General features: G+C 67.7%; 20 protein-coding genes. 4 read left to right on the top strand and 16 right to left on the bottom strand.

The genetic code is table 11. From position 1 onward, the window contains the following. Positions 1 to 88 precede the first annotated feature (88 nt). The 6 genes from EAH76_RS01405 to EAH76_RS01380 form a co-directional block, all read right to left on the bottom strand. Positions 89 to 1684, bottom strand: a complete 1596-nt coding sequence (locus tag EAH76_RS01405) for a tetratricopeptide repeat-containing sulfotransferase family protein (protein ID WP_140847006.1) — start codon at positions 1682 to 1684, stop codon at positions 89 to 91. 67 nt (positions 1685 to 1751) lie between these two features. Further along, on the bottom strand, positions 1752 to 2570 hold the full coding sequence (locus tag EAH76_RS01400) for a TorF family putative porin (protein ID WP_431357961.1): 819 nt from the start codon (positions 2568 to 2570) through the stop codon (positions 1752 to 1754). Between the two features lie 305 nt (positions 2571 to 2875). Next, positions 2876 to 4354, bottom strand: coding sequence for a SulP family inorganic anion transporter (locus tag EAH76_RS01395; protein WP_194150933.1), 1479 nt, complete (start codon positions 4352 to 4354; stop codon positions 2876 to 2878). A gap of 17 nt (positions 4355 to 4371) precedes the next feature. Further along, a complete protein-coding gene (locus EAH76_RS01390; RefSeq protein WP_140846999.1) occupies positions 4372 to 5067 on the bottom strand; it encodes a carbonic anhydrase in 696 nt (231 codons plus the stop codon). A 136-nt stretch (positions 5068 to 5203) separates the two neighbouring features. Next, the gene (locus EAH76_RS01385; protein WP_241659490.1) at positions 5204 to 6538 is read right to left on the bottom strand and encodes an ATP-binding protein; all 1335 of its coding nucleotides are present in this window, start codon (positions 6536 to 6538) and stop codon (positions 5204 to 5206) included. Beyond that, the gene (locus tag EAH76_RS01380) at positions 6535 to 7239 is read right to left on the bottom strand and encodes a response regulator transcription factor (RefSeq protein ID WP_037493030.1); all 705 of its coding nucleotides are present in this window, start codon (positions 7237 to 7239) and stop codon (positions 6535 to 6537) included. The genes EAH76_RS01385 and EAH76_RS01380 overlap by 4 nt, the downstream gene beginning before the upstream one ends. A gap of 174 nt (positions 7240 to 7413) precedes the next feature. On the opposite strand from EAH76_RS01380, the gene EAH76_RS01375 reads away from it, so the two are divergent. Further along, on the top strand, positions 7414 to 7668 hold the full coding sequence (locus EAH76_RS01375; RefSeq protein ID WP_140846996.1) for a hypothetical protein: 255 nt from the start codon (positions 7414 to 7416) through the stop codon (positions 7666 to 7668). A 99-nt stretch (positions 7669 to 7767) separates the two neighbouring features. Here the strand turns inward: EAH76_RS01375 and EAH76_RS01370 are convergent, their stop codons facing one another. The 3 genes from EAH76_RS01370 to EAH76_RS01360 form a co-directional block, all read right to left on the bottom strand. After that, entirely contained in the window at positions 7768 to 8307 is a 540-nt protein-coding gene (locus EAH76_RS01370) for a DUF3833 family protein (protein WP_140846993.1), read from the bottom strand. An 89-nt stretch (positions 8308 to 8396) separates the two neighbouring features. Next, positions 8397 to 9758, bottom strand: coding sequence for a sensor histidine kinase (locus EAH76_RS01365; RefSeq protein WP_140846990.1), 1362 nt, complete (start codon positions 9756 to 9758; stop codon positions 8397 to 8399). Then, positions 9745 to 10422, bottom strand: a complete 678-nt coding sequence (locus EAH76_RS01360) for a response regulator transcription factor (protein ID WP_140848286.1) — start codon at positions 10420 to 10422, stop codon at positions 9745 to 9747. The genes EAH76_RS01365 and EAH76_RS01360 overlap by 14 nt, the downstream gene beginning before the upstream one ends. A 206-nt stretch (positions 10423 to 10628) precedes the next feature. Here EAH76_RS01360 and EAH76_RS01355 point away from each other — a divergent pair, with 206 nt between their 5' ends. Then, positions 10629 to 11360 (top strand): VIT1/CCC1 transporter family protein, encoded by a 732-nt coding sequence (locus EAH76_RS01355; RefSeq protein WP_140846986.1) that lies wholly within the window; start codon positions 10629 to 10631, stop codon positions 11358 to 11360. Positions 11361 to 11410: 50 nt separating this feature from the next. Here the strand turns inward: EAH76_RS01355 and EAH76_RS01350 are convergent, their stop codons facing one another. The 4 genes from EAH76_RS01350 to EAH76_RS01335 form a co-directional block, all read right to left on the bottom strand. After that, the gene (locus EAH76_RS01350) at positions 11411 to 12124 is read right to left on the bottom strand and encodes a phosphatase PAP2 family protein (RefSeq protein WP_140846983.1); all 714 of its coding nucleotides are present in this window, start codon (positions 12122 to 12124) and stop codon (positions 11411 to 11413) included. Between the two features lie 23 nt (positions 12125 to 12147). Continuing rightward, positions 12148 to 14607: a TonB-dependent receptor gene (locus EAH76_RS01345; RefSeq protein ID WP_140846980.1), complete on the bottom strand. Its 2460-nt coding sequence runs from the start codon at positions 14605 to 14607 to the stop codon at positions 12148 to 12150. Between the two features lie 191 nt (positions 14608 to 14798). Further along, positions 14799 to 16142 carry a sensor histidine kinase gene (locus EAH76_RS01340; RefSeq protein ID WP_140846977.1) on the bottom strand — a complete coding sequence of 448 codons (1344 nt, stop codon included), beginning with the start codon at positions 16140 to 16142 and terminating at the stop codon, positions 14799 to 14801. Further along, on the bottom strand, positions 16123 to 16803 hold the full coding sequence (locus EAH76_RS01335) for a response regulator transcription factor (RefSeq protein ID WP_140846974.1): 681 nt from the start codon (positions 16801 to 16803) through the stop codon (positions 16123 to 16125). Before EAH76_RS01335 ends, EAH76_RS01340 begins: the two co-directional genes overlap by 20 nt. A gap of 216 nt (positions 16804 to 17019) precedes the next feature. Here EAH76_RS01335 and EAH76_RS01330 point away from each other — a divergent pair, with 216 nt between their 5' ends. Together EAH76_RS01330 and EAH76_RS01325 are read left to right on the top strand one after the other, a co-directional pair. After that, positions 17020 to 17862 carry an oxidoreductase gene (locus EAH76_RS01330; RefSeq protein WP_140846970.1) on the top strand — a complete coding sequence of 281 codons (843 nt, stop codon included), beginning with the start codon at positions 17020 to 17022 and terminating at the stop codon, positions 17860 to 17862. A 71-nt stretch (positions 17863 to 17933) separates the two neighbouring features. Continuing rightward, positions 17934 to 18734, top strand: a complete 801-nt coding sequence (locus EAH76_RS01325; RefSeq protein WP_140846967.1) for a MerR family transcriptional regulator — start codon at positions 17934 to 17936, stop codon at positions 18732 to 18734. A 112-nt stretch (positions 18735 to 18846) separates the two neighbouring features. Here EAH76_RS01325 and EAH76_RS01320 read toward each other — a convergent pair whose 3' ends face one another. The 3 genes from EAH76_RS01320 to pnp all read right to left on the bottom strand — a co-directional run bounded on the left by EAH76_RS01320 (position 18847) and on the right by pnp (position 24389). Beyond that, complete coding sequence (locus EAH76_RS01320; protein WP_140846964.1) at positions 18847 to 20064, bottom strand: histidine-type phosphatase; 1218 nt, start codon at positions 20062 to 20064, stop codon at positions 18847 to 18849. Between the two features lie 53 nt (positions 20065 to 20117). After that, positions 20118 to 21869, bottom strand: a complete 1752-nt coding sequence (locus EAH76_RS01315) for a DUF885 domain-containing protein (protein ID WP_140846961.1) — start codon at positions 21867 to 21869, stop codon at positions 20118 to 20120. A gap of 141 nt (positions 21870 to 22010) precedes the next feature. Continuing rightward, complete coding sequence (pnp, locus tag EAH76_RS01310) at positions 22011 to 24389, bottom strand: polyribonucleotide nucleotidyltransferase (RefSeq protein ID WP_140846959.1); 2379 nt, start codon at positions 24387 to 24389, stop codon at positions 22011 to 22013. Positions 24390 to 24421 lie beyond the last annotated feature (32 nt).

Here is a 24421-nt window from a genome sequence, read left to right as displayed (position 1 = left end):
TGATGTTGCGGAGAAACTGTTCGCGACTGCGGTATCCGTCAAGCGCACTGCAACAAACGCGCAACAATCCCGCCGAACCGTTGCGGAATTACAACGACTTCGGCGCCGCCGGATAGGCGTCGAGCGTCGCGCCGAGCGCCGTCTTGAGCGGATCGAGCCACGGCTCGAACGGCTTCCACGCGTCGGTGCCGTCGCGGAAGATCGGGCGGCGCACCTGTTCCGAACTCGCGGTGCGGATCGCGCGATCGGTCTCGTGAAAGGCGAGGCAGCTCGGCTCGAACGCGAGTCCGCATGCCGCCAGCAGCGCGCGCACCGTCGCCTCGGTATCCTCGACCATATCCTCGTACAGCACGCGGTGGACGCGGCCGGGGAGCACGGCATCGACATGCGCCATCAGCCGCACATAATCGCGATAGTATCGACCCATATCGTCGAGCCCGTAGCTGAAGCCTTGGCCGCGCGCGAAATGCTGTTTGAAATTCGAGAAGCAGCAGCCGAGCGGATGCCGCCGCGCATCGATGATCCGCGCATTGGGGAGGATCAGCTGGATGAAAGGGACGTGCGCCCAATTGTTGGGGAGCTTGTCGATGAAGAACGGACGGTCGGTGCGGCGCTGGACGCGGGTGCGCGCGAGATAGGCCTCGCCCGCTTCCCTCAGCCGCCCAGGTGACCAGTCGGCCAGGCCTTCGGGATAGTGCGCCTCGCCGCGCGCGAGCGCGGGGATGTCGGGCAGTTCGCTCGTCCCCTCGACCTGGCTGTGGCTCGACAGGATCTGTTCGATCAGCGTCGATCCGGCGCGCGGCATGCCGAGGATGAAGATCGGGTCGGCTGCGGGGGAGCCGTGGCCAGAATGTTCGGCGAACAAGGCGGGGTCGAACGCCGCGATGCTGCGATCGACGAATTGCGTCGTCTCGTCCGCGTCATAGGCTAGCTGAGCGCGGCGGCGCGCATTGCCCGCGGCATAATGCGCGAACGCCGCCTCGGCCTGGCGCCGATCCTCGAACGCCTTGCCGAGTGCGAAGTCGAGGTGGAAGCGATCCTCGTCCGAGATCCTCGGCGCAGCGAGCGCCGTCTCCATTCGCGCGATATCGGCCTCGTCGAAGCGCACCGTCTTGAGATTGGCGAGGCTCCACCACGCTTCGCCCAGACTCGGCAACAAGTCGATCGCGCGACGATAGGCGGCGATCCCGTCGGCCTGGCGCCCGACGGTCTTGAGCATATGGCCAAAGCTCATCCACACGCGCGGCTGCGCGGGGGCATCGGCGAGCACGCGTTCGTACAACGCGATCGCCGCGTCGAAATCGCCGATTCGCCCGAAGGCGGCCGCCTGGAGGTTGGCGTGGCCGGGATTGTCGGGATCCTCGACCACCACGGTGGCGAGCTCGGCGATCGCCTCGGACGGGCGGTTGAGCCGGTAGAGCACCAATGCGAGATTGGCGCGCGCCGCGGTAAAGGCAGGTGACAGCTCGATCGCGCGGCGCAGCAACGCCTCGGCATCGCGATACCGCCCGATCCGTCCGGCAAGCTCGGCGAGCATCCGCATCGCCGCGACGTCGAACGGATCCTGCTTCAGCTGCTGCTTGAGCAGCGGCTCGGCGTCGGACAGCCGATTGTCGTGGAGCGCCAGCGCGGCCTCGACTAGGGCGGGCGCGTAACGCGATTGCGGGAGGGGAGGGGGTGCCATGCGATCCCCTCTGTAGCCGCGCGATGCGTCCCCCGGCTAGCGGGGGACGCATTTCATCCGGCAGCGTTCAGAAGGCGGCGGACAGCGAGACGACGAGCTTGCCCGACGAAATCGACGACCCGTTCTTGGTCGAGGAGAAATTGGGCAGCAGATAGGCGGCGCGGCGGCGCGAAATGTCGGTGCCGACATAGGCGAGGCCGAGCGTGACCGGCTTGAACGTCACGTCGAGCCCGACGAGATAGTCGAGATACTTGCCCGTCGGCGCGACGCTGGTGCCGTTCGGCCCGAGGCCGGGATTGCCCCAGGAATAGCCGAGATGCGCCTTGGCGGTCACCGGCGTGGTCGGGATGCCGGCGCTGACATCGCCCCACAGATAGGTATTGTCCTGGCTCTGTCCGCGGCTCTGCGGCGTGTTCGAGAAATTGCCGAGCGCGCGCTGCTTGGGCGCGTAAGCGACGCCGGCGAGCGCGCTGACGGGGCCGAGCGTGGTCGACAGCTTGGCATAGCCTTCGCCGAAATCGGTGAGATCGGCGCCGCCCGGATACATGTACCAGGTCAGCCCGACGTCGATTGCGGTGCCGCCGCCGAGGCTCCGCTTATAGCCGCCGTAGAGGTCGAGCTCCATGTTGGCGCCGCCGAAGGTGCCCCAACCGGCGAGGTTGGACGCCCAGGTGCCGACATAGAGGCCGCTCTTGTGCGTGGCGGAAATGCCGCCCTGGATCGCGGCTTCCTTGTCGCTCTGCGAGACGCCGCGGAAGCGATAGTCGGAAACGATCGCGACCGAGCCCGACAGCACGATAGGGGGCGGCGGATCGGTCTCGTCGGCGAAGGCCGGCGTGGCGATTGCGGTCAGCAGTGCTGCCGCGATGGTCGAATAGATTTTCAAAGGAACCCCCTAAATAGGTCGAACGGGTCCCGCCTGCTGCCCCGACCGCCGCCGCATCTCACCGCTAGCGCTTCTCCAAACGGGAAGCGATGGGGCGGCGATCGGCCGGAACTCCATTTTTTTATGAGCGCGGTGCTGCTGCTTTCTTGCCACTCCGTAACGAAACATTGCTGTGCGTGGCAGTGCACAAAAAAACCCCTCCCCGGGGACGGGGAGGGGTTGGGGATTGGGCCTTACCTTGAGGGATGTCTCGGGGGGAGACGCCCCACCCCCCTACCGCTCCCCGAAGGGAGCGAAGCAGAGGCTTAGGCGGTCTGCTTGGTCAGCCGCTCGGACGCACCATAGACTTCGACTTCGCCGCCAGCCGCGCGGCGCCGCGCGAGCCAGTCCTTGAGCAACTCGGCGCAGGTGTGATCCGCCGACGACAGCTCGGTCATGTCGAGCCGCATCGGGGCACCCTGCGGCACGGCGTCGAGCGCGCCCGACAGTTTGGGCAGCGTCAGGAAGGTCGCCGCGCCGGCGAGATGCACCGTCTCATGCCCGTCATTCTCGACCCGCACCACCTTGAGGCGGAGGTTGCGCAGCACCGGGATGAGTTCGAGCAGCGACAGACCGATCCCGACCAGCACGCCGGTCAACAGATCCTGCGTCACGACGAGCAGCAGCGTCACCGCCCAGATCACCACCGGCAGCAGCCCGTGATCCTTGAACAGATGCTTGGCATGGCTGAAATTGACCAGCCGCCAGCCGGTCAGCACCAGCACCGCGCCCAGCGCAGCCATCGGAATCTCGCGCAGCAGCCACGGCAGCAACGCAACGAACCCGAGGATCCACGCGCCGTGCAGGATCGTCGACAGCCGTGTCGTCGCGCCCGCCTGGACGTTGGCCGAACTGCGGACGATCACGCCGGTCATCGGCAGCGCGCCCGCGAATCCGCACAGCAGATTGCCGATGCCCTGCGCGCGCAGTTCCTTGTTATAGTCGGTGCGCACGCCGTCATGCATCCGGTCGACCGCCGCTGCCGAAAGCAGCGTCTCGGCACTGGCGATGAAGGCAATGGCAAGCGCCGCGCCGATCACACCAGGATCGAGGAAGCGCGTGAACATGTCGGCGCCGGGGAGGCTGATCGCGCCGGCGATGTTCTGCGGCACCGCGACGCGCGCGATGTCGAGGCCCGAGAGCCACGCGACCAGCGTAGCCGCGACGACGCCGAGCAACGCGCCCGGTACCAGCCGCAGCGCCTTTGGCCGGAACTTCTCCCAGCCGAGCATGACGAGCAAGGTAAAGACCGCAAGGCCGATCGCGATTTCGGTCGTGCCGATATCGCTCGACAGGCCGAGCAGGCGGCTCGGAACGGCCGCGAGGTTCTTGAGGCCGCTTGGCAGCGGCTTTTCATCGAACATGACATGGAACTGACCGACGACGATCAGCACGCCGATGCCCGCAAGCATCCCGTGGACCACCGCGGGAGATATCGCGCGGAACCAGCCGCCGAGGCGGAAGATGCCGGCAACGACCTGGATCGCGCCGGCAAGAATGAGGATCGGACCGAGTGCCGACAGGCCCTCGTCGCGAACGAGTTCGAACACGATGACGGCGAGGCCCGCGGCAGGGCCGCTGACCTGCAGCGGCGAGCCGGCGAACATGCCGACGACCAGACCACCGATGATGCCGGTGATCAGGCCTTTTTCAGGCGGCACGCCCGACGCGATCGCGATGCCCATACACAAGGGCATCGCGACCAGGAACACGACGATCGAGGCAGTGAAATCCCGCCCCATCATGCTCAGCGACGGGAGTTTCACTCTGCAGCTTCCAGATATTCGACGTCGGAAGCGCGGTGGCGCTGGGCAGCATGCGCGACCGGCAGCGGTTCATCCGCCTGGATCTGCGCGAAGCGGCCCGTCGTGCCATCGAGCGCGTACATCGCGCCTGCGCCGATGTCGAAGAACCAGCCGTGCAGCGAGATCTCGCCGCGCGCGATGCCGGCTGCGACCGAAGGATGCGTGCGCAGATGCTGCAGCTGGACGACGACGTTCTCGAGCGCTGCGGCGCGGACGCCTTCCTCGTTGGTCAGCTCGGGATAGCCCTGGCGCACGACGCATTCGGCGGCGTGGCTATGGCGCAGCCAGGCGGCGACGTTGGGCATGCCGTTGAGCATTTCCGGGTTCATCAGCGCCTTCATCGCGCCGCAGTCCGAATGGCCGCAGATGATGATGTCGCGCACGCCGAGCGCCGAGACGGCATATTCGACGGTCGACGACACGCCGCCCATTTGCGACGACGACGGCGGCACGATATTGCCCGCGTTGCGGCAGACGAACAGGTCGCCGGGGGCAGCCTGCATGATGTGTTCGGGGACGACGCGTGAGTCGGCGCACGAGATCATCAGTGCCTTGGGGCTCTGGCCGTGCTGCGCGAGCTTTGCGTAGAGGGCGCTCTGGTCGGGGAAAACGCCCTTCTCGAAACTGAGAACGCGTCCGATGAGATCGTTCATGACTCTGCTCCTTGAGTTGCCCGTACGGGAACGGGGTCACGACAGCAGATAGCGCGCATGTTTTGCTGCGCCGCGGCGCCAACGTTACGAATGATTGCTCGCGGTTTTTGCGGGCGCTGACGTGCGGGTGTGGGCTCTAGGAAACCGCCGGCAACGCGATCTCGGCGCGCAGCCCGCCCTCGGGCCGGTTCGACAGCATCAAGGTGCCGTCATGCTCCGCCACCGCGCGCGCGACGATCGACAGCCCGAGCCCGAGCCCGATCGTGTCGCGCGCGCGCGCGGTGTCGAGCCGGACGAACGGCTCGATCACGCGAGCGAGCGAGGCCGCCGGTATGCCGGGCCCGTCATCCTCGACGCGGATCACGATCCGCTCGCCGTCGCGCTGCAGCGTCAGATAGACGCGCTCGCCATAATGCAGCGCATTCTCGACGAGATTGACGATCGCGCGCTTGAGCGTGACGGGGCGCACCGCAAGCTCGAGATGGTCGGGGCCGGTGTACAGCGCCTCGCGGCCGCGGTCGCTGGCATCGTCGCACACCGTTTCGCACAGCACCGCGAGATCGATCGCGGCACGTGCCTCGCTCTCGCCCTCGCCGCCGAGATAGGCGAGCAACGAGGCGACCATCGCGTCCATTTCGAGCACGTCGGCCTCGACCGCGTCGCGCAACGCCTCGTCCGAAATCGCATCGGCGCGCATCCGGAGCCGCGCGAGCGGGGTGCGCAGATCGTGGCCGACCGCCGCAAGCGCCTGCGTCCGGTCGGCGATCAATTGATAGATTCGCGCATGCATCCGGTTGAACGCGCCGATCACGCGCCGCACTTCGCTCGGGCCCGCTTCGGGCACCGCCTCGTCGCGGTCGCTCCCGCTGCCGACCGCGTCCGCGGCGAGCGCCAGCCGGCGCAAGGGGAGCAGCGTGCGGCGGATGAACAGCCCGCCCATCAGCAGCAACGCGGCCGCCGGGATCATCGCGAGCAGGATGCGTTCGCTCGACAGATTGACCTGGTGAATCGGCTGGCGCGTATGGAAGTGCATCCAGCTGCCATCGGCGAGCGTCACCCCGCCCGCGGTGACCGCATTGCGCCCGGGCGAGGCGAGATTGAGCCGCAGATCGGCATGCGCGAGATCGGGCTCCCAGCCGATCACCTGGCGATACATCCGGTCGAGCGACGGCGCGAGCGGTGGCGGCGGCGCGAGGGCTGGCGCCCAGTGGATTTCGTAGCGGCTGGTCGTCAGCTCGCGTGCCAGCCGTGGACGCGCAGGCGGCGCCTGCTCTTCGAGCAATTTGCGCGCGATGACGAGATGCTCGGCCAGGCGCCGCGCCTCGTCGTCGCGCACCGAGAACTGGCTCGCGCGTTCGTACAGCACCGTCGACACGCCGAATTCGAGAATCATCGCGAGCAACAGGATCGCGAAGATCTGGCCGATCAGGCCGGCCGGGCCGTGAAGGTGCCGGCGCAGCGTCGCGCTCAATCGCGCGTCACGGGGGCGCTGAACATATAGCCGATGCCGCGCACCGTCGCGATCGGCGCATCGACGCCGGTGCTCGACAGCTTGCGCCGCAAGCGGCTGACGAGCACGTCGATGCTGCGGTCCGAACTGTCGCCGAGCCGCGTACGCGACAGCTCGATCAGCCGCTCGCGCGCGATCACGCGGCCGCTATGGTCGCACAGCGTGACGAGCAGGTCGAACTCGGCACCGGTCAGATCGACCAGTGCGCCGGTCGGCGACAGCAGTTCACGGCGCGGCAGATTGACCGTCCAGCCGTCGAACCGCAGCATCCCATTGTCGCGCGGCGTCGCCTGGCGCTCGACCCCGCCGCGGCGCAGCACCGCGCGGACGCGCGCGAGCAATTCGCGCGTGCCGAACGGCTTGGCGATGTAATCGTCCGCGCCGAGTTCGAGCCCGACGACGCGGTCGGTCTCCGACCCCTTGGCCGACACGAAGATGATCGGCACGTCGCTCTTCTGGCGGATCGCGCGGCACAGATCGATCCCGCTGGTGCCCGGCAGCATGATGTCGAGCAGCACCAGATCGACCGGCCCCTGGTCGATCGCCAGCCACATTTCGGGGGCGGTGGAGGCGGGGCGGACGGTGTAGCCGTTCTCCTGCAGTGCACGCGTCGTCAGCGTGCGCAGATGCGGGTCGTCCTCGACCAGGACGATGGTGGGCATAAGCGGAGCGGGTTCGGTCACAGGCATTGGTCCGATTGGGTAGGGGAGGGCAGGATAGGGGTCAAACGCGGCGTGCTAGCGGTTTGTGCCAGCAACACTTTGTCATGGCGGCGAACAGCGCGAGCAAGGTGACGCGCGTATTTGGGTAGCATTGTCCCTTCGAGGAGTTCTCCCATGTTTCGCACCATTCTCGCCGCCGCCCTGATCGCCCCCGCTCTGATCGCAACGCCGGCACTCGCCAATCGCCTGGCGCACAGCCCGCAGCAGGTCAGCGATGCGCTCAAGGAAGGCTGCACCGTTCATCACGTCCATACCCCGGCCGGCAAGACCGTCCAGTCGCCTGCGCTGGTCCGTTGCGACAATCGCAGCGCGGTCGCTGCCACCAAGGCAGCACCGGCCGCCAAGACCGTGCTCGCCGCGGCCAACTGATGCGACCGGGCCTGCCGTGAGGCGGGCCCGTCACGCGTGCCACCAAGGCCTCGCGCAGACGAGTGCTACCGGCAGAGGATGCAAACCGCTCGGGCGCGCTCAGCGCCCGAGCCGCGTGATCGTTTCGTCCAGCCGCGCCACGGCCACGCCCATCTTGCGGACGATCATCACGTTCTGCGCGACCGTTCCGCCCGGCTGCAGATCAAGAAATTGTTCGGCCTGCAGCCCGCCCTTCATCGCGAAGCGCAGATGCAGCACAGTGCCATCGACGCGACCGTCGACCGGGCCGACGGCATCGCTGAGCGTCCCCGTATAGCGATCCGTGCCGACCGGATGCAGCACCCATTGGCGCCGCGTTGCGGGCTTGCCTTGCCGCCGCACGGTTTGGTCGAGCACGATGCTGCCATCGTCGGTCACGCGGCCATTGCCCTCGACCAGCGTGGTGGCGGGCCGGTGGAGCGCGATCTTGAGCACGCCCTTGCCTTCGCTCCGCCCCGCAAAGAACGCCACCGCATCGAAGCGTGGCGCCGGTGCGCTGGCGAGATGCGTCGTCGACACGCATCCGGCGAGGCCGAGGCCGGCGATCAGCGCACAAAGCGGCGCGATGCCAGGCCGCGTGGCTCGATCGGAACTGGTCATGCGCGTCGCCTTTCAGCACGGCGCAGGACAAGGCATCCGCGTCGCTTCGCCTGCGACAACGGACGAAGTGCGAATTGGCTCTCTAAATTCTAGTTTAGTCGCGCAGCCGGGCGGCAGACGAGCGACACCGCGCTCCCCCGGTCGGCGAACTGCAGCGCGAAGCCGTGCAGATCGACGATCGCCTTGACGAGACTGAGGCCAAGCCCGGCGCCCTCGCACTCATGCCGCCCGCGATAGAAACGCTGCGTGACGAGCGATCGCTCGGCCGGCGCGACGCCCATGCCGTCATCGGCGACGGTGATGACCGCGGCATCGCCCTCGGTGCGCAGCGTGACGCGCACCGTCCCGCCGGGGGGACCGAACTTCATCGCATTGTCGATCAGGTTGGACACCGCCTCGATCAGCAAGCTCGCATCGCCCTCGACCGCGGGCGCGGGTTCGATCTCGCACCGCAAGGCGATGCCGCGATCCTCGGCGGTCGGCGTGTGCAGTTCGCACGCGTCGCCGACCAGATGCGCGAGGTCGATCGTCGCGAAGCGGCTGCGCCGCGCCTGATCCTCGAGCTCGCGAACGCGCAGCAGCGCCGCGACGATGCCGAGCAGCGTGTCGATCTCGGCGAGCGCCGACTCGGCGACTTGCTCGAAGGCGGGGCGATCGCCGGCCTCGCGCAACCCGCGCTCGATCCGCGCGCGCAGCCGCGTGAGCGGGGTGCGTAGCTGGTGCGCAATGTCATCGCCGATCACCCGCACATCGGCGACCAGCAGCTGCAGCCGATCGAGCATCGTGTTGATATGCGCGCAGAGCAGTTCGAAACTGTCGGGCCGCGCGCCGACCGCAAGCCGGACGTCGAGATCGCCCGCGACGATCGCCTCGGTCAACTGCCGCACGCTGTCGACCTGGCGCGCGGCGCGACGCCCGGCGATCAACCCGACGCCGACCGCGAGCACCAGCCCGAGCCCGAGGCCGATCATCAGCGACCGCTCGACGACGCGCAGCGCCTCCTCGGCTTCGTCGATGTCGATCCCGGTGAGCAGCCGGTCGCCACCGGGCATGCGGCACACGGCAAGCCGGGCGACGTCGGTCGTCTTGCCGGGCAGCTGGGTCGGCACCACCGTCGCTATCGCCGAGGCGCGGCCGACGACGACGTCTGCCGGAATCGCGGCGACATTGCCGTCGAGCAGCCGCCCGTTCTGGTCGAACAAAGCGAGGAAGCGATCGCGGTGGATGTCCTCGGCGATCATCCGGCGGACCAGCGCATGGCGCTCGGCATCGTGCAGCGCGCCGACCGTCCGGCAATCGGCGGCGAAAGTCGCTTCGGCCGAATGGCGGTGGCTGTTCGAGGCGAGCAGCCAGAACAGCCCCGCCAGCAGCACCGATTGCACAACGAGTAAAGCGGCGAGCGCCCCGCCCCAGCGCCATGTCGCACGGACGCGCGGGTCAGCCAGGAACATCGAAGATATACCCTTGCCCGCGAACGTTGCGGATGAGTTGCGGCTCGCCCTCGGCATCGACCTTTCGCCGCAGCCGGCCGATATGGACATCGACCACATTGCTGTTGGGCTCGAACGTATAGCCCCACACATCCTGCAGCAACATCGAGCGCGTCACGATCCGGCCCGGGCGGCGCACCAAATAGTCGAGCAGCTTCAATTCGCGCGGCAGCAGCTCGAGTGCGCGACCGGCGCGCGTGGCGACGCCTGCGAGCAAGTCGAGGTCGAGCGGCCCGGCGATGAGGCGCGTATCGCGCGTCTCGTTGGGGCGGCGCAGCAGCGCTTCGACTCGTGCGATCAGCTCGACCAGCGCGAAGGGCTTGGGCAGATAGTCGTCGCCGCCCGCGCGCAGCCCGCGCACACGATCGTCGAGGCTGCCGAGCGCGCTCAGCACGAGCGCGGGCGTGCGGCGACCGCTGCGGCGGAGTTCGGCGATGAGGTCGAGTCCGTCGCCGTCGGGCAGCTGGCGATCGACGATCAGCAGGTCGATCGGATCCTCGTGCGCGGTCGCGAGGCCCTCGGACACGAGCAGCCGGTGGGTCACCGAATAGCCGTTTGCCACCAGCTCGAGCGTAATCTCGGTCGCGGTGCCGATATCGTCTTCGAGGAGCAGGATGCGCGTCACGCGCTCCTGTTCGGCGTGGCGGGCGGGGGGCGTCAACTGAATTGCGGTTCAGACTCGGCCGTTTAGCGCCGGGCTCACTGCTGGCGGGGCGTCCGCTGCGGTCTGTGGAACGTACCGACGCGCAAAGGGTCTTACGGGCACGCGCTTGGCGCGGTACGGCCGGATCGGGCGATCCGGAGCGTGATCGGCTATTGGAAAGGCGTTCGATGAGCTTCCTCGAAGCAACCGCGCAGGAACGCGCCGACAAGGCGCATGGCGAGTCGCATTATGTCACGCGGATCGGCTGGCTGCGCGCCGCGGTGCTCGGCGCCAATGACGGGCTGCTCTCGACGTCGAGCCTGATGGTCGGCGTGGCCGCCGCCGCGGCGGGATCGTCGCAGATCATCCTGACCGGTGTCGCGGGGATCGTCGCCGGGGCGATGTCGATGGCGGCGGGCGAATATGTCTCGGTCAGCTCGCAGGCGGATTCGGAGAAGGCCGATATCGAGCGCGAGCGGCTCGAACTCGAAGCCAATCCCGAGCACGAGATGCGCGAACTCGCGGCGATCTACATGAAGCGCGGTCTGCCCAAGGCGCTTGCGGTCGAGGTGGTCACCGCGCTGAGCGAGCATGACGCGCTCGAGGCGCACACGCGCGACGAGCTCGGGATTACCGATACGTCGACCGCCAATCCGCTTCAGGCAGCGATCGCGTCGGCCGCATGCTTCCTCGCCGGTGGGCTGCCCCCGGTGCTGACCGCGTTGCTGGTGCCCGCAAGCGCAGTCCTGTGGGCGATCGCGATCGTCGCGGTCTTGACGCTCGGGCTGCTCGGCGCGGCGGGTGCGCGGACCGGCGGGGCGCCGATCCTGCCGGGGGTGGTCCGGGTGATGGTGTGGGGATCGATCGCTATGGCGGTGACGGCCGGCGTCGGGCACGTGTTCCACACGGCGGTCGGCTGAGGGGACGGGGCCGGACGGGGCCGGGCCGTCGGTCTGCCTGGATCCTTCGTTCAGGCCCCTGGGACGTGCGCGGCGACCAGTTCGGCGTGCGCCGCCTCGAACTTCGCGCGGAAGGCGGCATTGGCGAGCAGCGCGCTTGCGACGAGCGTGCCGAGCGCGTGGCTTGCATCCAGGTCGCTCGCGAAATGGACGCCGCACAGTTCGCGGCTCATCGCATAATCGGCGGCGCGATCGAAGATCTCGGACGAGCGGCCCTTGAGCAAGCGGGCGAGCACGAAGCCGGTCGAATAGCCGAGGATCGCATGGCCGCTCGGATACGAGGTCGCGGGCTTGCCGGCGGTCGTCTTGGCGCAGTTCGGCAGCGTCGGATCGACGCCATAGGGGCGCGTGCGATGGAAATACGCCTTGCCCAGGCTGGCGGCGGCCGCAGCCTCCTCCTGCACGTCGCGCAACAGCGCCCAGGTCAGCGGGTATGTCTCGAGCGTGACGCCGAGCGTGCGGTCGAACAGCGCCGGCGTCTCCTGGCCATCGTCGAAACGCGCACGCGCGAGGCGTTCGGCGGAGGCCGCCGCGATAAGCGTGCGCAGTTGTGCGAGCTCGCTTCGCTCCTGGACCGATCCGCTTGCGGGCGGGGCGGGGAGCACCGCGCCCGGCGCGAAATCGGGCGCCGCGAGATAGTGAAAGGCATGCGGGGCGGCGAGGCCGGCCGACCCGATCATCCCCAGCGCCAGCGTCGTCAGCGCCGAACCCAGATATTTCCGCATCGTCCCGTCCCCGCTCGCAGCGATCAGAACTTGATCCGGGCCGAGGCCAGGAACGAGCGCGGCGGCAGATAGCTGAACTGGTCGAGCTGGCCGTAACCGCTCTGATAGCCGGCGGTGACCGGCGCGCCCGTCGCGCTGGTCGAGATCGCGGTGACCGCGCGGCTGTTGAAGACGTTGTTGACCGTCACGCCGAGCCGCAGGCCACCCTTGAATTCCTGGCTGATCGCGAATTCGCCGATGCTGTAGGGGCGGATGCGATACAGGCGGTAGCCGGGGCTGCCATTATATTCGCTGGCATATTGGGGGCCGGTGAATTTCTGATCGAACGACAGGCGGAAGCCTTCGTGGCGATAGATGAAGCCGCCCGCCGCGGTCGAGAAGGGCGCCTTGGCGATCTGTTCGCCGCTCGTCACGCTGTGCGCGTAATTGTACGATCCGTTGCCGAACAGGGTGAGGCCGCGCACCGGCATATAGCTGAGCGAGCCCTCGACGCCCTTGTAGCGGACCTTGCCGATGTTGACGAGCAAGGTCTGGTCGCAGCCGGTCGTCGTGCAGTTCCCGATCTTGTTGTCGATGTTGATGACATAGCCGTCGACATCGACCGAGACCTTGTTGCCATGCCACACGCTGCCGACCTGATAGTTGGTCGAGGTCTGCGGCTTCAGCGCATCGAGCGCGGTCGAGAGCGTGCCCGAGGCCGAATAGAAGCTCGACAGATCGGGGACGTACATGCCCTGCGCGTACTGGCCGTAGAACGACCAGTTGCTCGTCGGCATATAGTTGACCGTCGCGAACGGCAGCGTCTTGGTCCAGGTCTGGCTGGTGTCGAGCGGCAGGCGCGTCTTCTGGTTGACCGCGGCCGCGATGCCGCGCTCGAAATGGACGTATTTCACGCCGGGCGTGATCGACAGGCCTTCGACCGGGTGGAACTCGAACTCGCCGAACAGCTGATACTGGTTCCAGTTCGAATGCTGGACGTAGGAGAGATTGGCCTGGGCGATCGACGGCAGCGCAGTCTGCGCGGCGGTGCCGTTGCCGTTGTTGAATTTCTCATTGTAGCTGAAGCCGCCGTTGGTGCGGTCGAGGTCGATCAGATGGCGGTCGGTGACGGCATGTTCGTACCAGCCGCCGACGCGGATCTTGCCGAGCGCGAAGTCGTAATTGACCTGGCCGATATAGCCGAAGACGCGATATTTGTTGAGCTTGTCATAGCCGAGGATGTCGGTCGCGGGACCGGCCACCGCCTTGTAGGGCGAGGCCGCGGTGCCGGCGCCGCTGAAGCCGCTGACGACCGAACCCGTGTTCCCCGACAGCGTGTTGTTGGTGTAGCCGTACATGTACCCGCGATTGTCGAGCGAGAAGCCCGAGCCGAGATCGCTCTGCAGGCGGACATAGGAGAAATCGGTGGTCTTGTCGGTGCGGTTGTACTTCCAATAATCCTGTTGCGCGGGGTTGTTGCCGAGCGCGTAGTTGCGGCCGTAGACCCCGACGTTCGAAGTCACCGCGCAATCGTTGCCGGTCAGCTGGGTGAGTGGCTGGCCATCGGTGCCGAGCGCGGTCGTGCCGTTGGCGCCGACGCGCGCGCTGCCGCAGGTCGCGCCTTTCAGCACATCCGACTGGTAATAATGGTTGCGGTTCCACGTGCTCATGATCGTCAGCGTATTGTGGCTGCCGATCGGTGCGACGATCTTGCCGTAGAGGTTTTTGGAGCCGACCGGCGAATAGGTCAGCGCGCCGTCGGATTGCAGATACTGCCCGGTCAGGACGATCCGCGCGCCGCCGAGCTTTTCGATGCTGCCCGACTGATATTCGGCGCGGCCGATGAAGGTGTTCCAATTGCCGACGATGCCCTCGACCTGCGCGCTCTGCTGCTCGTTCGCGGCGCGAGAGTACATGTTGATGTTGCCGCCATAGGTCGCCTGACCGAGCTGGCTCGCATTGCCCGGGCCACGATCGACGACGATCGTCTCGATCGTGTTCGACGGGAAGAACGAGGTCGAATGGTGCGTCGGGTTGTTGGTGTCGGCGAAGGGAATCGAATCGTAGGTGACGTTGTATTCGCCGTCCTGGAAGCCGCGGATCGTCGCCTTGGTCTCGCCGAGGCCATAGCCGTTGCCCGCGCCCGAGATCGACACGCTCGGCGTGAGCGCGATCAGCTCGTTGAAATCGGCCGCGGCGGTGGTGTTGGCGATGTAATCGCGGCTGACCGCGGCCTGCGGCTGCGTCGTGGTCAGCGAGACGGTGATCGGCGCGCTCTGCGCGGTCTTCGATCCGGTGACGATGATGTCGGAAGAGGTCAGCGACTGCTTGTCGTTCGCCTGCCCCGCGCTGTTCGCGCTGGTCGTGGTTTGCTCGGGGGTGCCGGGCGTCGCAGGTGCGGGCGCTGCTACGGGCGCAGGGACGTCGTTCGCCATCGCGGTGGCGGGCAGGGTGACGGACAGGGCAACCCCGGCGAGCAGGGTCTGTCGGAAAGTCGCGCGCATCGGAAAAGTCCCCAATAAGATCGGCCAGACGCGACAGGCGCTTATACGCTTCTGCCGGGGCGCCGCGGGGCGGACCGCCCGGCTGCTTCCCTGCTGGCTGAGCCCGCCTCTAGGGCGATGTCGTTACGGCTGTGTGGCGGTTCGATGGCCCGGCCAAGTCGGTATTATAAATTCGAGTTAATGCGGGCGGCTCACGCGGCGGCAAGGGTCGCGACGCAGCCGGGGGCGCCATCACCGATCCGCAGCTCGAGGCGGTGGACATGCGCGATCGCCGAGACGAGCGCGAGGCCGAGGCCATTGCCCGGCTGGCTGCGGCTCGCCTCGACGCGGTGGAAGCGCGCGCAGACCTTGTCGCGCTCGCCCGCCGGGATGCCGGGCCCGTTGTCGCTCACCGTTAGCACCGGCCCCGCCGCGAGCCCGATGACGATCTCGCCGCCCGCCGGGGTATATTTGATCGCATTGTCGACGAGGTTGCCGACCGCCTCGAACAGCAGATCGGCATCGCCCTCGAACGCCACCGCGGCGGGCATCTCGCGCCGGATGCTGACGCCGCGCTCGATCGCGGCGACCTCGTGGAAATCGGTCGCGTCGGTCACCACCTGCGCGAGATCGAGCATGCGGAAGCCTTCGCGCCGCGCGCCCTCGTTCATTTCCGAGATGCGCAGCAGCGCATTGAACATCGCGATCATCCCGGTGACTTCCTCGACCGCGTCGCCGATCGCCGCCGCCATTACGGGCGCACTCGCCGCGGCGGTGTCGGCCTGGCGCAGCCGCGCGAGCAGGCGGGTCAGCGGGGTGCGCATGTCGTGCGCGATATTGTCGCCCGCCGCCTTCACCTCGAGCATCAGCCGCTGCACCTCGTCGAGCATGCGGTTGACCTCGCAGGCGAGATCGTCGAGCTCGTCGCGGCGCTGCGACGGCGCCAGCCGCGCGTCGAGCCGCCCCGCCATGATCTCGTGCAGGCTGTGCGTCAGCGTGCGGATCCGCGTTTCCTGCGACACCGCGAGCAGCACCGAGCCCGACAGGCCGAGCACGAGCAGCGCGAGCCCGCCCCACACGATCGCCGAGACCATGTCGCCGGCAAAGGCCTGCGATTCCTGCAGGTCCTGCGCGACGAGGAAGCGATCGCCGGTGCCGAGCCGGACCGTCATCGCGCGCAAATCGACTTCGCCACGCGGGGTCACGCTGGTCAGGTCGAACGGGAGCCCGTCGGCATGCCCGCCGGGAAGCGCGCGCGGCGCCCCCGCAAGCAGACGTCCGCTCGGATCGAACAGCCCGAACGGGCGCAGATGATGGACGTCCGAACGGTTGTGCCGCGCGACGCGCTCGATCGCTCCTGCGCGATCGGTCTGCGGCATCATCCGGACGATCTCGCGCGCGAGCCATTCGTCGGTCTGCGCGTTGAAATGCGCGACGGCGCGATCATGGACGAAGCCGAGCAAGCTCGTCGCCGCTGCGCCGAACAGCAGCAGGAAGAGGATCGCGACGCGGACGCTCGAACTGCGCCGCCAGCGCTTAATGGCTGCGAAAGACATAGCCGGTTCCCCTGACGGTCTCGATCAGCGGCGGCATGTCGGCGCGCTCGATCTTGCGCCGCAGCCGCGTGACATGGACGTCGATGACATTGGTCCGCTGGTCGTAGCGATAGCCCCAGACATCCTCGAAGATCATCGCGCGCGTGACCGGCCGGTCGTGATGCCGCACGAGATATTCAAGCAGCTGCAGCTCGCGCGCCTGCAGGTCGATTCGAGCGCCGTCGATCCACACCTCGCGCGCGATCAGGTCGATCCGCACGCGGCCATGCTCGAGGCTGATCGACGACGACTCCGCCACGCGCCGGCGGATCAGCGCCATTACGCGCGCCGCGAGTTCGAGCGGTTCGAACGGCTTGGCGAGATAGTCGTCGCCGCCCGCACGCAGCCCGCGCACGCGCTCCTCGAGCGCCGAGAGTGCGCTGAGGATCAGCACCGGGGTGCGGATGCCGGCCTTGCGCAGCATGTCGAGCACGCCGACGCCGTCGATCCCGCCGGGGAGCATCCGGTCGAGCACGATCGCGTCGAAATCCTTGTCCTTCGCCTGGAGGAACGCCTCGGCGCCATCCTGCACCGTCGTCACGCGCAGCCCTTCCTCGGCGAGGATCGCGCAGATCGCATCCGCCGATTTGGGATCGTCCTCGACCACCAGGACCGTCGCCAACGCAGTTACCTTGGACAGAGGGAAAGGGCTGCCTTCTGCCGCAATTGTGAAACCTGCATGACAGCCGCCCGGTCCGACAGGATCGGGAGGGCCGCCAACTCACTCCGCCGCAGCGGCGCGATGGATCGCTTTGCGGTGTCGGGCGTCTTGAGCAGACCGTCTCCGGCGTGCGATCCTGCCGTTCGACAGCGCCGAACCTCGACAAAGGAAATCCGTATGGCCTCCGAAACCCCCGTCTGGTTCGTCACCGGCTGCTCGACCGGCTTCGGGCGCGAACTTGCGCAGCAGGTGCTCGCGCGTGGCTGGCGCCTCGTCGCTACGGCGCGCGATGCCGAGCGCGTGGCCGATCTGGCGGAGGGCGCCGAGGACCGCGTGCTCGCGCTGGCGCTCGACATGGCCGATGCCGGGCAGATCGCGGCGGCGGTCAAGGCGGCGACCGAGCGCTTCGGCGCGATCGACGTGCTCGTCAACAATGCCGGCTATGGCTATCAGGCCTCGATCGAGGAGGGCGAGGATGCCGAGATCCGCGCGCAGTTCGAGGCCAACGTCTTCGGCCTGTTCGCGCTGACCCGCGCCGTGCTGCCGGGGATGCGCGCGCGCGCATCGGGCCATGTCATCAATCTGAGCTCGGTCGCCGGGTTCGTCGGCTTTCCGGGCTCGGGCTATTATGCCGCCAGCAAGCACGCGGTCGAGGGTTTCTCTGATGCGCTGCGCGCCGAGGGCGCGCCGATCGGCATCAAGGTGACGTGCGTCGAGCCGGGGCCGTTCCGCACCGACTGGGCCGGGCGTTCGCTCAAGCAGACTCCGGTCGCGATCGCGGCCTATGCCGAAACCGCTGGCAAACGGCTGGCGAGCACGTCGGAGATCAGCGGCAGCCAGGCGGGCGACCCCGCGCGCGCGGCGGCGGCGATGATCGCGCTGACCGAACAGGCCGATCCGCCGCGCCATCTCGTGCTCGGCCAATGGGGCTATGATGCGGTGACCAAGAAGCTGCGCGATGCGCTCGCCGAAATCGAGGCGGGGGAGGCGACGAGCATCGGGACCGATTTTCCGAGCTGATCGGGATCGAAGACGGCCGCTGCGAAAAAACCGCTTGCGGTTGACGCAGCGTCAAGCGGCATAGCGTCGTCATGCCCGATTTGCCCCTCACGCTCGACATCAGTGATGTCGCCCGCCGCACCGGCCTGACGACACGCGCGCTGCGTTTCTACGAGGCGCGCGGGTTGGTACGGCCGTTGCGCTCGGCGTCGGGGCGGCGGTTCTATGGGCCGGCGGAACTCGAGCGCGTCCACCAGATTGTCACGCTCAAGCGCGCCGGGCTGACGCTCGCGCAGATCGAGCGCTTCACCCGCGACGGGCCGGTATCGCTCGCGCGAATCGTCGCGGCGCAACTCGCCGCGCTCTCGGCGCAAGCCGACGACATTGCTGCGGCGCGTGCGCTGCTGCTCACCGTCCAGTCCCGCATCGAGCGTAGCGAGCCCATCGATGTCGCGACCTTCTGCTCGCTGATCCAGCACGGAGACCGACTGATGACGCACGATCAATGGGATTTGGTGACCGACCGCTTTTTCACGCCCGAGGAGAAAGCCGCGTTTGCCGAGACGGGGCGCCAGATGCCGCCCGAATACGACCCGGCGGCCTATGCCGCGCAGTGGGCCGATCTCGGCGGGCGGATCAAGGCGGCGCTGCCGCTCGCGCCCGAGAGCGGTGCGGCGCAGGCTTTCCTCGACGAGTGGCAGGCGTTGCTCGCGCCGTTCGAAGCGGTCGCGACGCCTGCAATGCGGTCGGGGGTGAACGCGATGTACCAGCGGATGGACGAATGGCAGCACGAGGCGGATCCGGGCTTCGATGCGACCGTGTTCGGGTTCATTCAGGAGGCGATGGTCGCGCGCAAGGCGGCGGGCGGGCACGGCCGCGCCTGTCCCTCCTAACCGTCACCCCGGGCTCCACCGTGACGCGTACGCTGCGCCCGCAGGACGCGCGGCACGGTGGACCCCGGGACGAGGCCGGGGTGACGGAAAGGGGCGAACTGGGAGAACGGCCTCAGCGCACCGCCAGCTTCGCGCTGAACGCCGCCAGCGTACACAGCCCGACCACACCCCGCGCGGTGCAGCCCGTAATTGGCAGCACCGCGCGATACGGCGCACGCGCGGTCCCGGCGCGGAGTTCGGCGAGCGATTGCGCGCGGTACACCGCGCGGACGTACTGCTGTCCGCGCGCGTCGCTCAACCGCTCGAGCATGATCGCGCCGCCCGGCACGGGATCGTCGGCGGCGATGCCAGGTACGCGCCAATGCAGGTCGAGCAACCCGGCAAGGTTGGCGACCTGCGTGTCATGCCCGGCGATCATCGCGATCGTCGGCGCGGTGGGGGCGTCGTCCGACAGCCAGGTGAGGATCCGGGGGCTCAGCCCCGCCATGTTGCGCGCCGCGAGATAGGGCGGGCGAGCGAGCAGGCGGAATTCGAGCGCGTGGAACGCGCCGAGCACGGTGATATCGGCGGCGGTGGCGCGGCCCCAGCCGACGTCCTGCGCGGGCTTGTCGTCGGCATATTCGAGTAGCAGGATCTGTGCCGCGGTCGAGGCGCGGTCGAGCGCGCCGCCGAGCTTGGGGCGCGTCGTCGCGGTGGCGGGTGTGAGCGTCGAGGGCTCGCGCGCTACGCCGCACTGCGTCGTCGCCGGCCCGCACAGGATGCGATCGAGCCGTGCGAGCAGCGGCGTCACGCTGCGCTCGACCGCCGCGATCCCGCCGGGGCCGACCGCCGCATCGACTGCGGCAGCGGCGCGCGCCGGGTCGAGCGGCGCGTGGCCGTCGGCAATCTGGTTGAACAAGGGATCGGCCTCGTCCTGCGGGCGATGCTCGATCGCGATCGCGCAGCCGGGCGCGAGTCCCGCGGCATAGCTCTGCGCGGTCGCGATCGTGCGCTGGTCGCTGTCGGCGAGCAGGGCGACGCGCGTCGGGCACGCCGTCGCGGGCATCAGCCCGTCCGCGACGAAGCCTGCCCTGTCCGCTCCCGCGACCGCGACCACCGCGGCGGCGCCATGCGGGGTCAGCCAGCCGGGCGCGACCGGCCAGCTCGGCCAAGCATCGGCGGTGACCCCATTCGGCATCGGCTGCGCTTTGGTCGGCGGGCGGATGCCGTGGCGCATCAGCAGCACGACGCGATCGACCTTGAGGCCGGCCGGGGCGTTCGGCGCGGGCGCAGCGCCACCGAGCGCCGTCACGGCAAGCGCGAGCGCGGCAAGGCGCAGCGGGGTCTTCATGGGTCTGTCTCCTTGGCCCCGCCTTGCCCGCTTAGTGTGACAGCCGTGCGGCGTCAGGCGGCGCGTTGCTCGCGCGCGATCCAGGTGTCGATCTGCGTGTCGAGCAGGTCGAGCGGCACTGCGCCATGTTCGAGCACCGCATCATGGAAGCGCCGCACGTCGAACTTCGCGCCGAGCTTGGTTTCGGCGCGCTGGCGCAGCGCGAGGATCTTCAATTCGCCGAGCTTGTACGCCAGCGCCTGCCCCGGATTGGTGATGTAGCGATTGACCTCGGCCTCGATATTGGCGTCGGTCAGCGCGGTATTGGCCTTCATGAAGGCAATCGACTGATCCTTGGTCCAGCCTTGCGCGTGGAGCCCGGTATCGACCACCAGCCGGCACGCGCGCCACATTTCGTACGACAGCCGCCCCATGTCCTTTTCGGGCGTGTCGTAAATGCCGAGCTCGATCCCGAGATGCTCGGAATAGAGCCCCCAGCCTTCGACGAAGGCGGTGAAATTGGTGTCGTACTTGCGGAAATCGGGCAGGCTCATTTCCTGCTGCAGCGCGATCTGGTTGTGATGGCCCGGCACCGCCTCATGGCTCACCAGCGCGGGAAGCTCGTAGAGCGGGCGCTGGTCGAGCTTCGAGGTGTTGACGTAGAAGGTGCCGGAAATCCCGACTTTGGGCGACCCCGGCATGTAATAGGCGGCCGGGCTGCTCGGCGCGGTCTCGGCCGGGATCGGGCGCACGCCGTACGGCAGGCGCGGCAGCGTGCCGAACAGCTTGGGCATGTTGCCGTCGTTCGCCTTGGCCTGCAGCGCGGCGGCGCTCATCAGTTCGGTTTCGCTTTTGGCGTAGTATTTCGGGTTGGTGCGCAATTCCTGGATGAACGCCTCGCGGCTGGCAAAACCGGCTTTCCTGGCGAGCGCTTCCATCGCGGTCTTGATGCGCTTGACCTCCGCCAGGCCGATATCGTGGATCTGCGCTGGCGTCAGGTCGGTCGTGGTCTGCTGGCGCACCTGGAACGCGTAGTATTTCGCGCCCTCGGGTAGCGCCGCGGCGCCGACGCTGACGCGGCATTTGGGGAGATAGGCGGTGCGATAATAGTCGGCGATCTTGCGATATTCGGGGTTGAGCGTGTCGGTGATCAGCGTGCGCGCGCGGCTCTGCCAGTCGGCCCATTCGGTCTCGCTCATCCCCGCCGGGCGGTTGCCCTTGAACGGCGCGTAGAAGCGCGAGTCTTCGGGCTTGGCGGTGATGACGCCGGTGATCGTCGTCTCGAACCCGACGAGCGCGACGCACGGCTGGACATAGCCACCCGCGACCGCTTGCCGGGTGATCTCCAATTGCTGTGCATTGGCGCCGGGGAACTGCGCGAGCCGGATGAGGTAGCTCTTGAAGTCGGCGCGGGTGCGCACCGGTACCGTGTCGGCGAGGCCGGCAAAGCTCTGGTACCAGCTGCCGAGCGTGGTGAAGGTGATCATCCGCTCGCCGAAACCGTTGGCTTCGATCTGTTCGGACAGGATGCGGCGCAGGATCGCCTTGTTGGTCTGGTCCTCGCCCGAAAGCTTGGCCGCCGGGATCACATCGAGCCGCTTGATGAACAGCGCCGCCTGCGCCGCCTGGCGGTCCTGCTCGGCCAGGCTGAAATCGCCGAGCCGATCGTCATAGGCGTGCACGCCCAGCGACGTCGCATAGACCGGATTGGATTTGAGGAACCACGCCCAATGATCGGCGATGACGCGGTGGAGATCGTCGGCAGGCGCGGCGACCGCGGGCGCGGCAACGGTGGCGAGCAAGGCTGCGAGAACGAGACGGCGCATGGAATTCCCCTATCTTTGGGGCAGCCTAGGCGAAGTTTCGGCGCCGGATAAGAGGCGGCTTTTACGCGATCGACACGCTCACGAAAAAGGGGCCCGGATCGCTCCGAGCCCCTCTCTCACCAAAGCGTTGCCACGTTGGTCTTAGTCGCGGTCACCCGTCAGGAACGCCGGGGCGAACTCGGGCGCAGGGCCGTCCTCGTTGCCGCCAGCTGCGCGCTCGGGGCGTGCACCGCCGCCATCACGGCGGGGACCACGGCCACCGTCGCCGTCACGACGCGGGCCACGGCCTTCGCCGCCGCCACCACCGCCGCGCGGACCACGATCGCCGCCGCCAGGACCACGACCACCGTCGCCATCACGACGCGGCGGGCGCGGACCACGGTCGCCGCCTTCGCGCGGCTCACGGGCAGGGCGCGTGTCTTCGAGCTCGGCACCGGTCTCCTGGTCGACGACGCGCATCGACAGGCGAACCTTGCCGCGCGGGTCGATCTCGAGGACCTTGACCTTGACTTCCTGGCCTTCGCTCAGGACGTCCGAGACCTTCTCGACGCGCTCGTTCTTGATTTCGGACACGTGGACGAGACCGTCCTTGCCACCCATGAAGTTCACGAACGCACCGAAGTCCACCAGGTTGACGACCTTGCCGTCATAGACCTTGCCGACTTCGGCTTCCTCGACGATGCCCTTGATCCACTTGATCGCGGCTTCGATCTGCGCGGTGTCGGACGACGACACCTTGATCACACCCTCGTCGTCGATGTCGACCTTGGCGCCGGTCGTCGCGACGATCTCGCGAATGACCTTGCCGCCCGTGCCGATCACGTCACGGATCTTGGTCTTGTCGATCGTGAAGGTCTCGATGCGCGGTGCGTGCGCCGAGAGTTCTTCACGCGTGTGGTCGAGCGCCTTGGCCATTTCGCCCAGGATGTGCGCGCGGCCTTCCTTGGCCTGCGCCAGAGCGACACGCATGATCTCGTCGGTGATGCCGGCGATCTTGATGTCCATCTGCATCGTGGTGATGCCGGCTTCGGTGCCAGCGACCTTGAAGTCCATGTCGCCGAGGTGATCCTCGTCGCCGAGGATGTCCGAGAGAACCGCAAAGTCCTTGCCTTCGAGGATCAGGCCCATCGCGATACCCGAAACCGGGCGCTTGAGCGGCACACCGGCATCCATCATCGACAGCGAACCGCCGCAGACCGTCGCCATCGACGACGAGCCGTTGCTCTCGGTGATGTCCGACAGAACGCGGATCGTGTAGGGGAACTCGTCCTTCGACGGCAGCACCGGGTGCAGCGCGCGCCAGGCGAGCTTGCCGTGGCCGACTTCACGACGGCCCGGCGCACCGAAGCGGCCGACTTCACCGACCGAGTAGGGCGGGAAGTTGTAGTGCAGCATGAAGTTTTCGTAACTCAGACCGGTCAGGCCGTCGATCATCTGCTCTGCATCCTTGGTGCCGAGCGTGGTGGTGCAGATCGCCTGCGTTTCACCGCGGGTGAACAGCGCCGAACCGTGGGCGCGCGGCAGGAAGTGCACCATCGCCTCGATCGGACGGATCTGCGTGGTGGTGCGGCCGTCGATGCGCTGGCCGTCCTTGAGGATGGCGCCGCGGACGATTTCCGCTTCCAGCTTCTTCATCAGCTTGCCGGCAGCCATCTGGTCCTGCGGGGCGGCATCGGCGAACGCTGCCTTGCCCTTGGCGCGGGCTTCGTTGAGCAGGTTCGACCGCTTGGACTTGTCGGTCACCTTATAGGCAGCCGCAATGTCCTTGCCGATCAGCTTCTTGAGCTTGTCTTTGGCAGCCGAGAGATCAGCCTGTGCGGCCATTTCCCACGGATCCTTGGCAGCCTGCTCGGCCAGATCGATGATCAAATTGGCGGCTTCGCGGCACGCCTTGTGCGCGAACTGCACCGCGCCGAGCATGACCTCTTCCGAAAGCTCCTTGGCTTCGGATTCGACCATCATCACGGCATCGCCGGTCGCGGCGACGACGAGGTCGAGCTCGCCCGCCTTGATCTGCTCGACGGTCGGGTTGAGGATGTACTCGCCGTCGATGTAGCCGACGCGGGCCGCGCCGATCGGGCCCATGAACGGCACGCCCGAGATGGTGAGCGCAGCCGACGCGGCGACCATCGCCAGCATGTCGGGCTCGTTCTCGCCGTCATACGACAGGACCTGGCAGATCACGTTGATCTCGTTGTAGAACCCTTCTGGGAACAACGGGCGGATCGGGCGGTCGATCAGGCGGCTGGTCAGCGTTTCCTTTTCGGTCGCGCCACGCTCACGCTTGAAGAAGCCACCGGGGATGCGGCCGGCTGCGCTGTACTTTTCCTGATAGTGGACGGTCAGCGGGAAGAAGTCCTGGCCTTCCTTCACCGACTTGGCGGCGGTCACGGCGCAGAGCACCACGGTCTCGCCGAGCGTCGCCATCACGGCGCCGTCTGCCTGGCGCGCGACGCGGCCGGTTTCCAGCGTCAGCGTCTTGCCACCCCATTGGGTGGTTACGGTCTTGGTATCGAACATATCGTTTCCTTCAACACCACTGGCCGGATGCC

It is taken from the genome of Sphingomonas glacialis (assembly GCF_006439055.1).
GTDB classification, from domain to species: Bacteria; Pseudomonadota; Alphaproteobacteria; order Sphingomonadales; family Sphingomonadaceae; genus Sphingomonas; species Sphingomonas glacialis_A.
The sequence above is the reverse complement of the archived record's forward strand: the minus strand, read 5'-3'. Positions and strand labels throughout refer to the sequence as shown.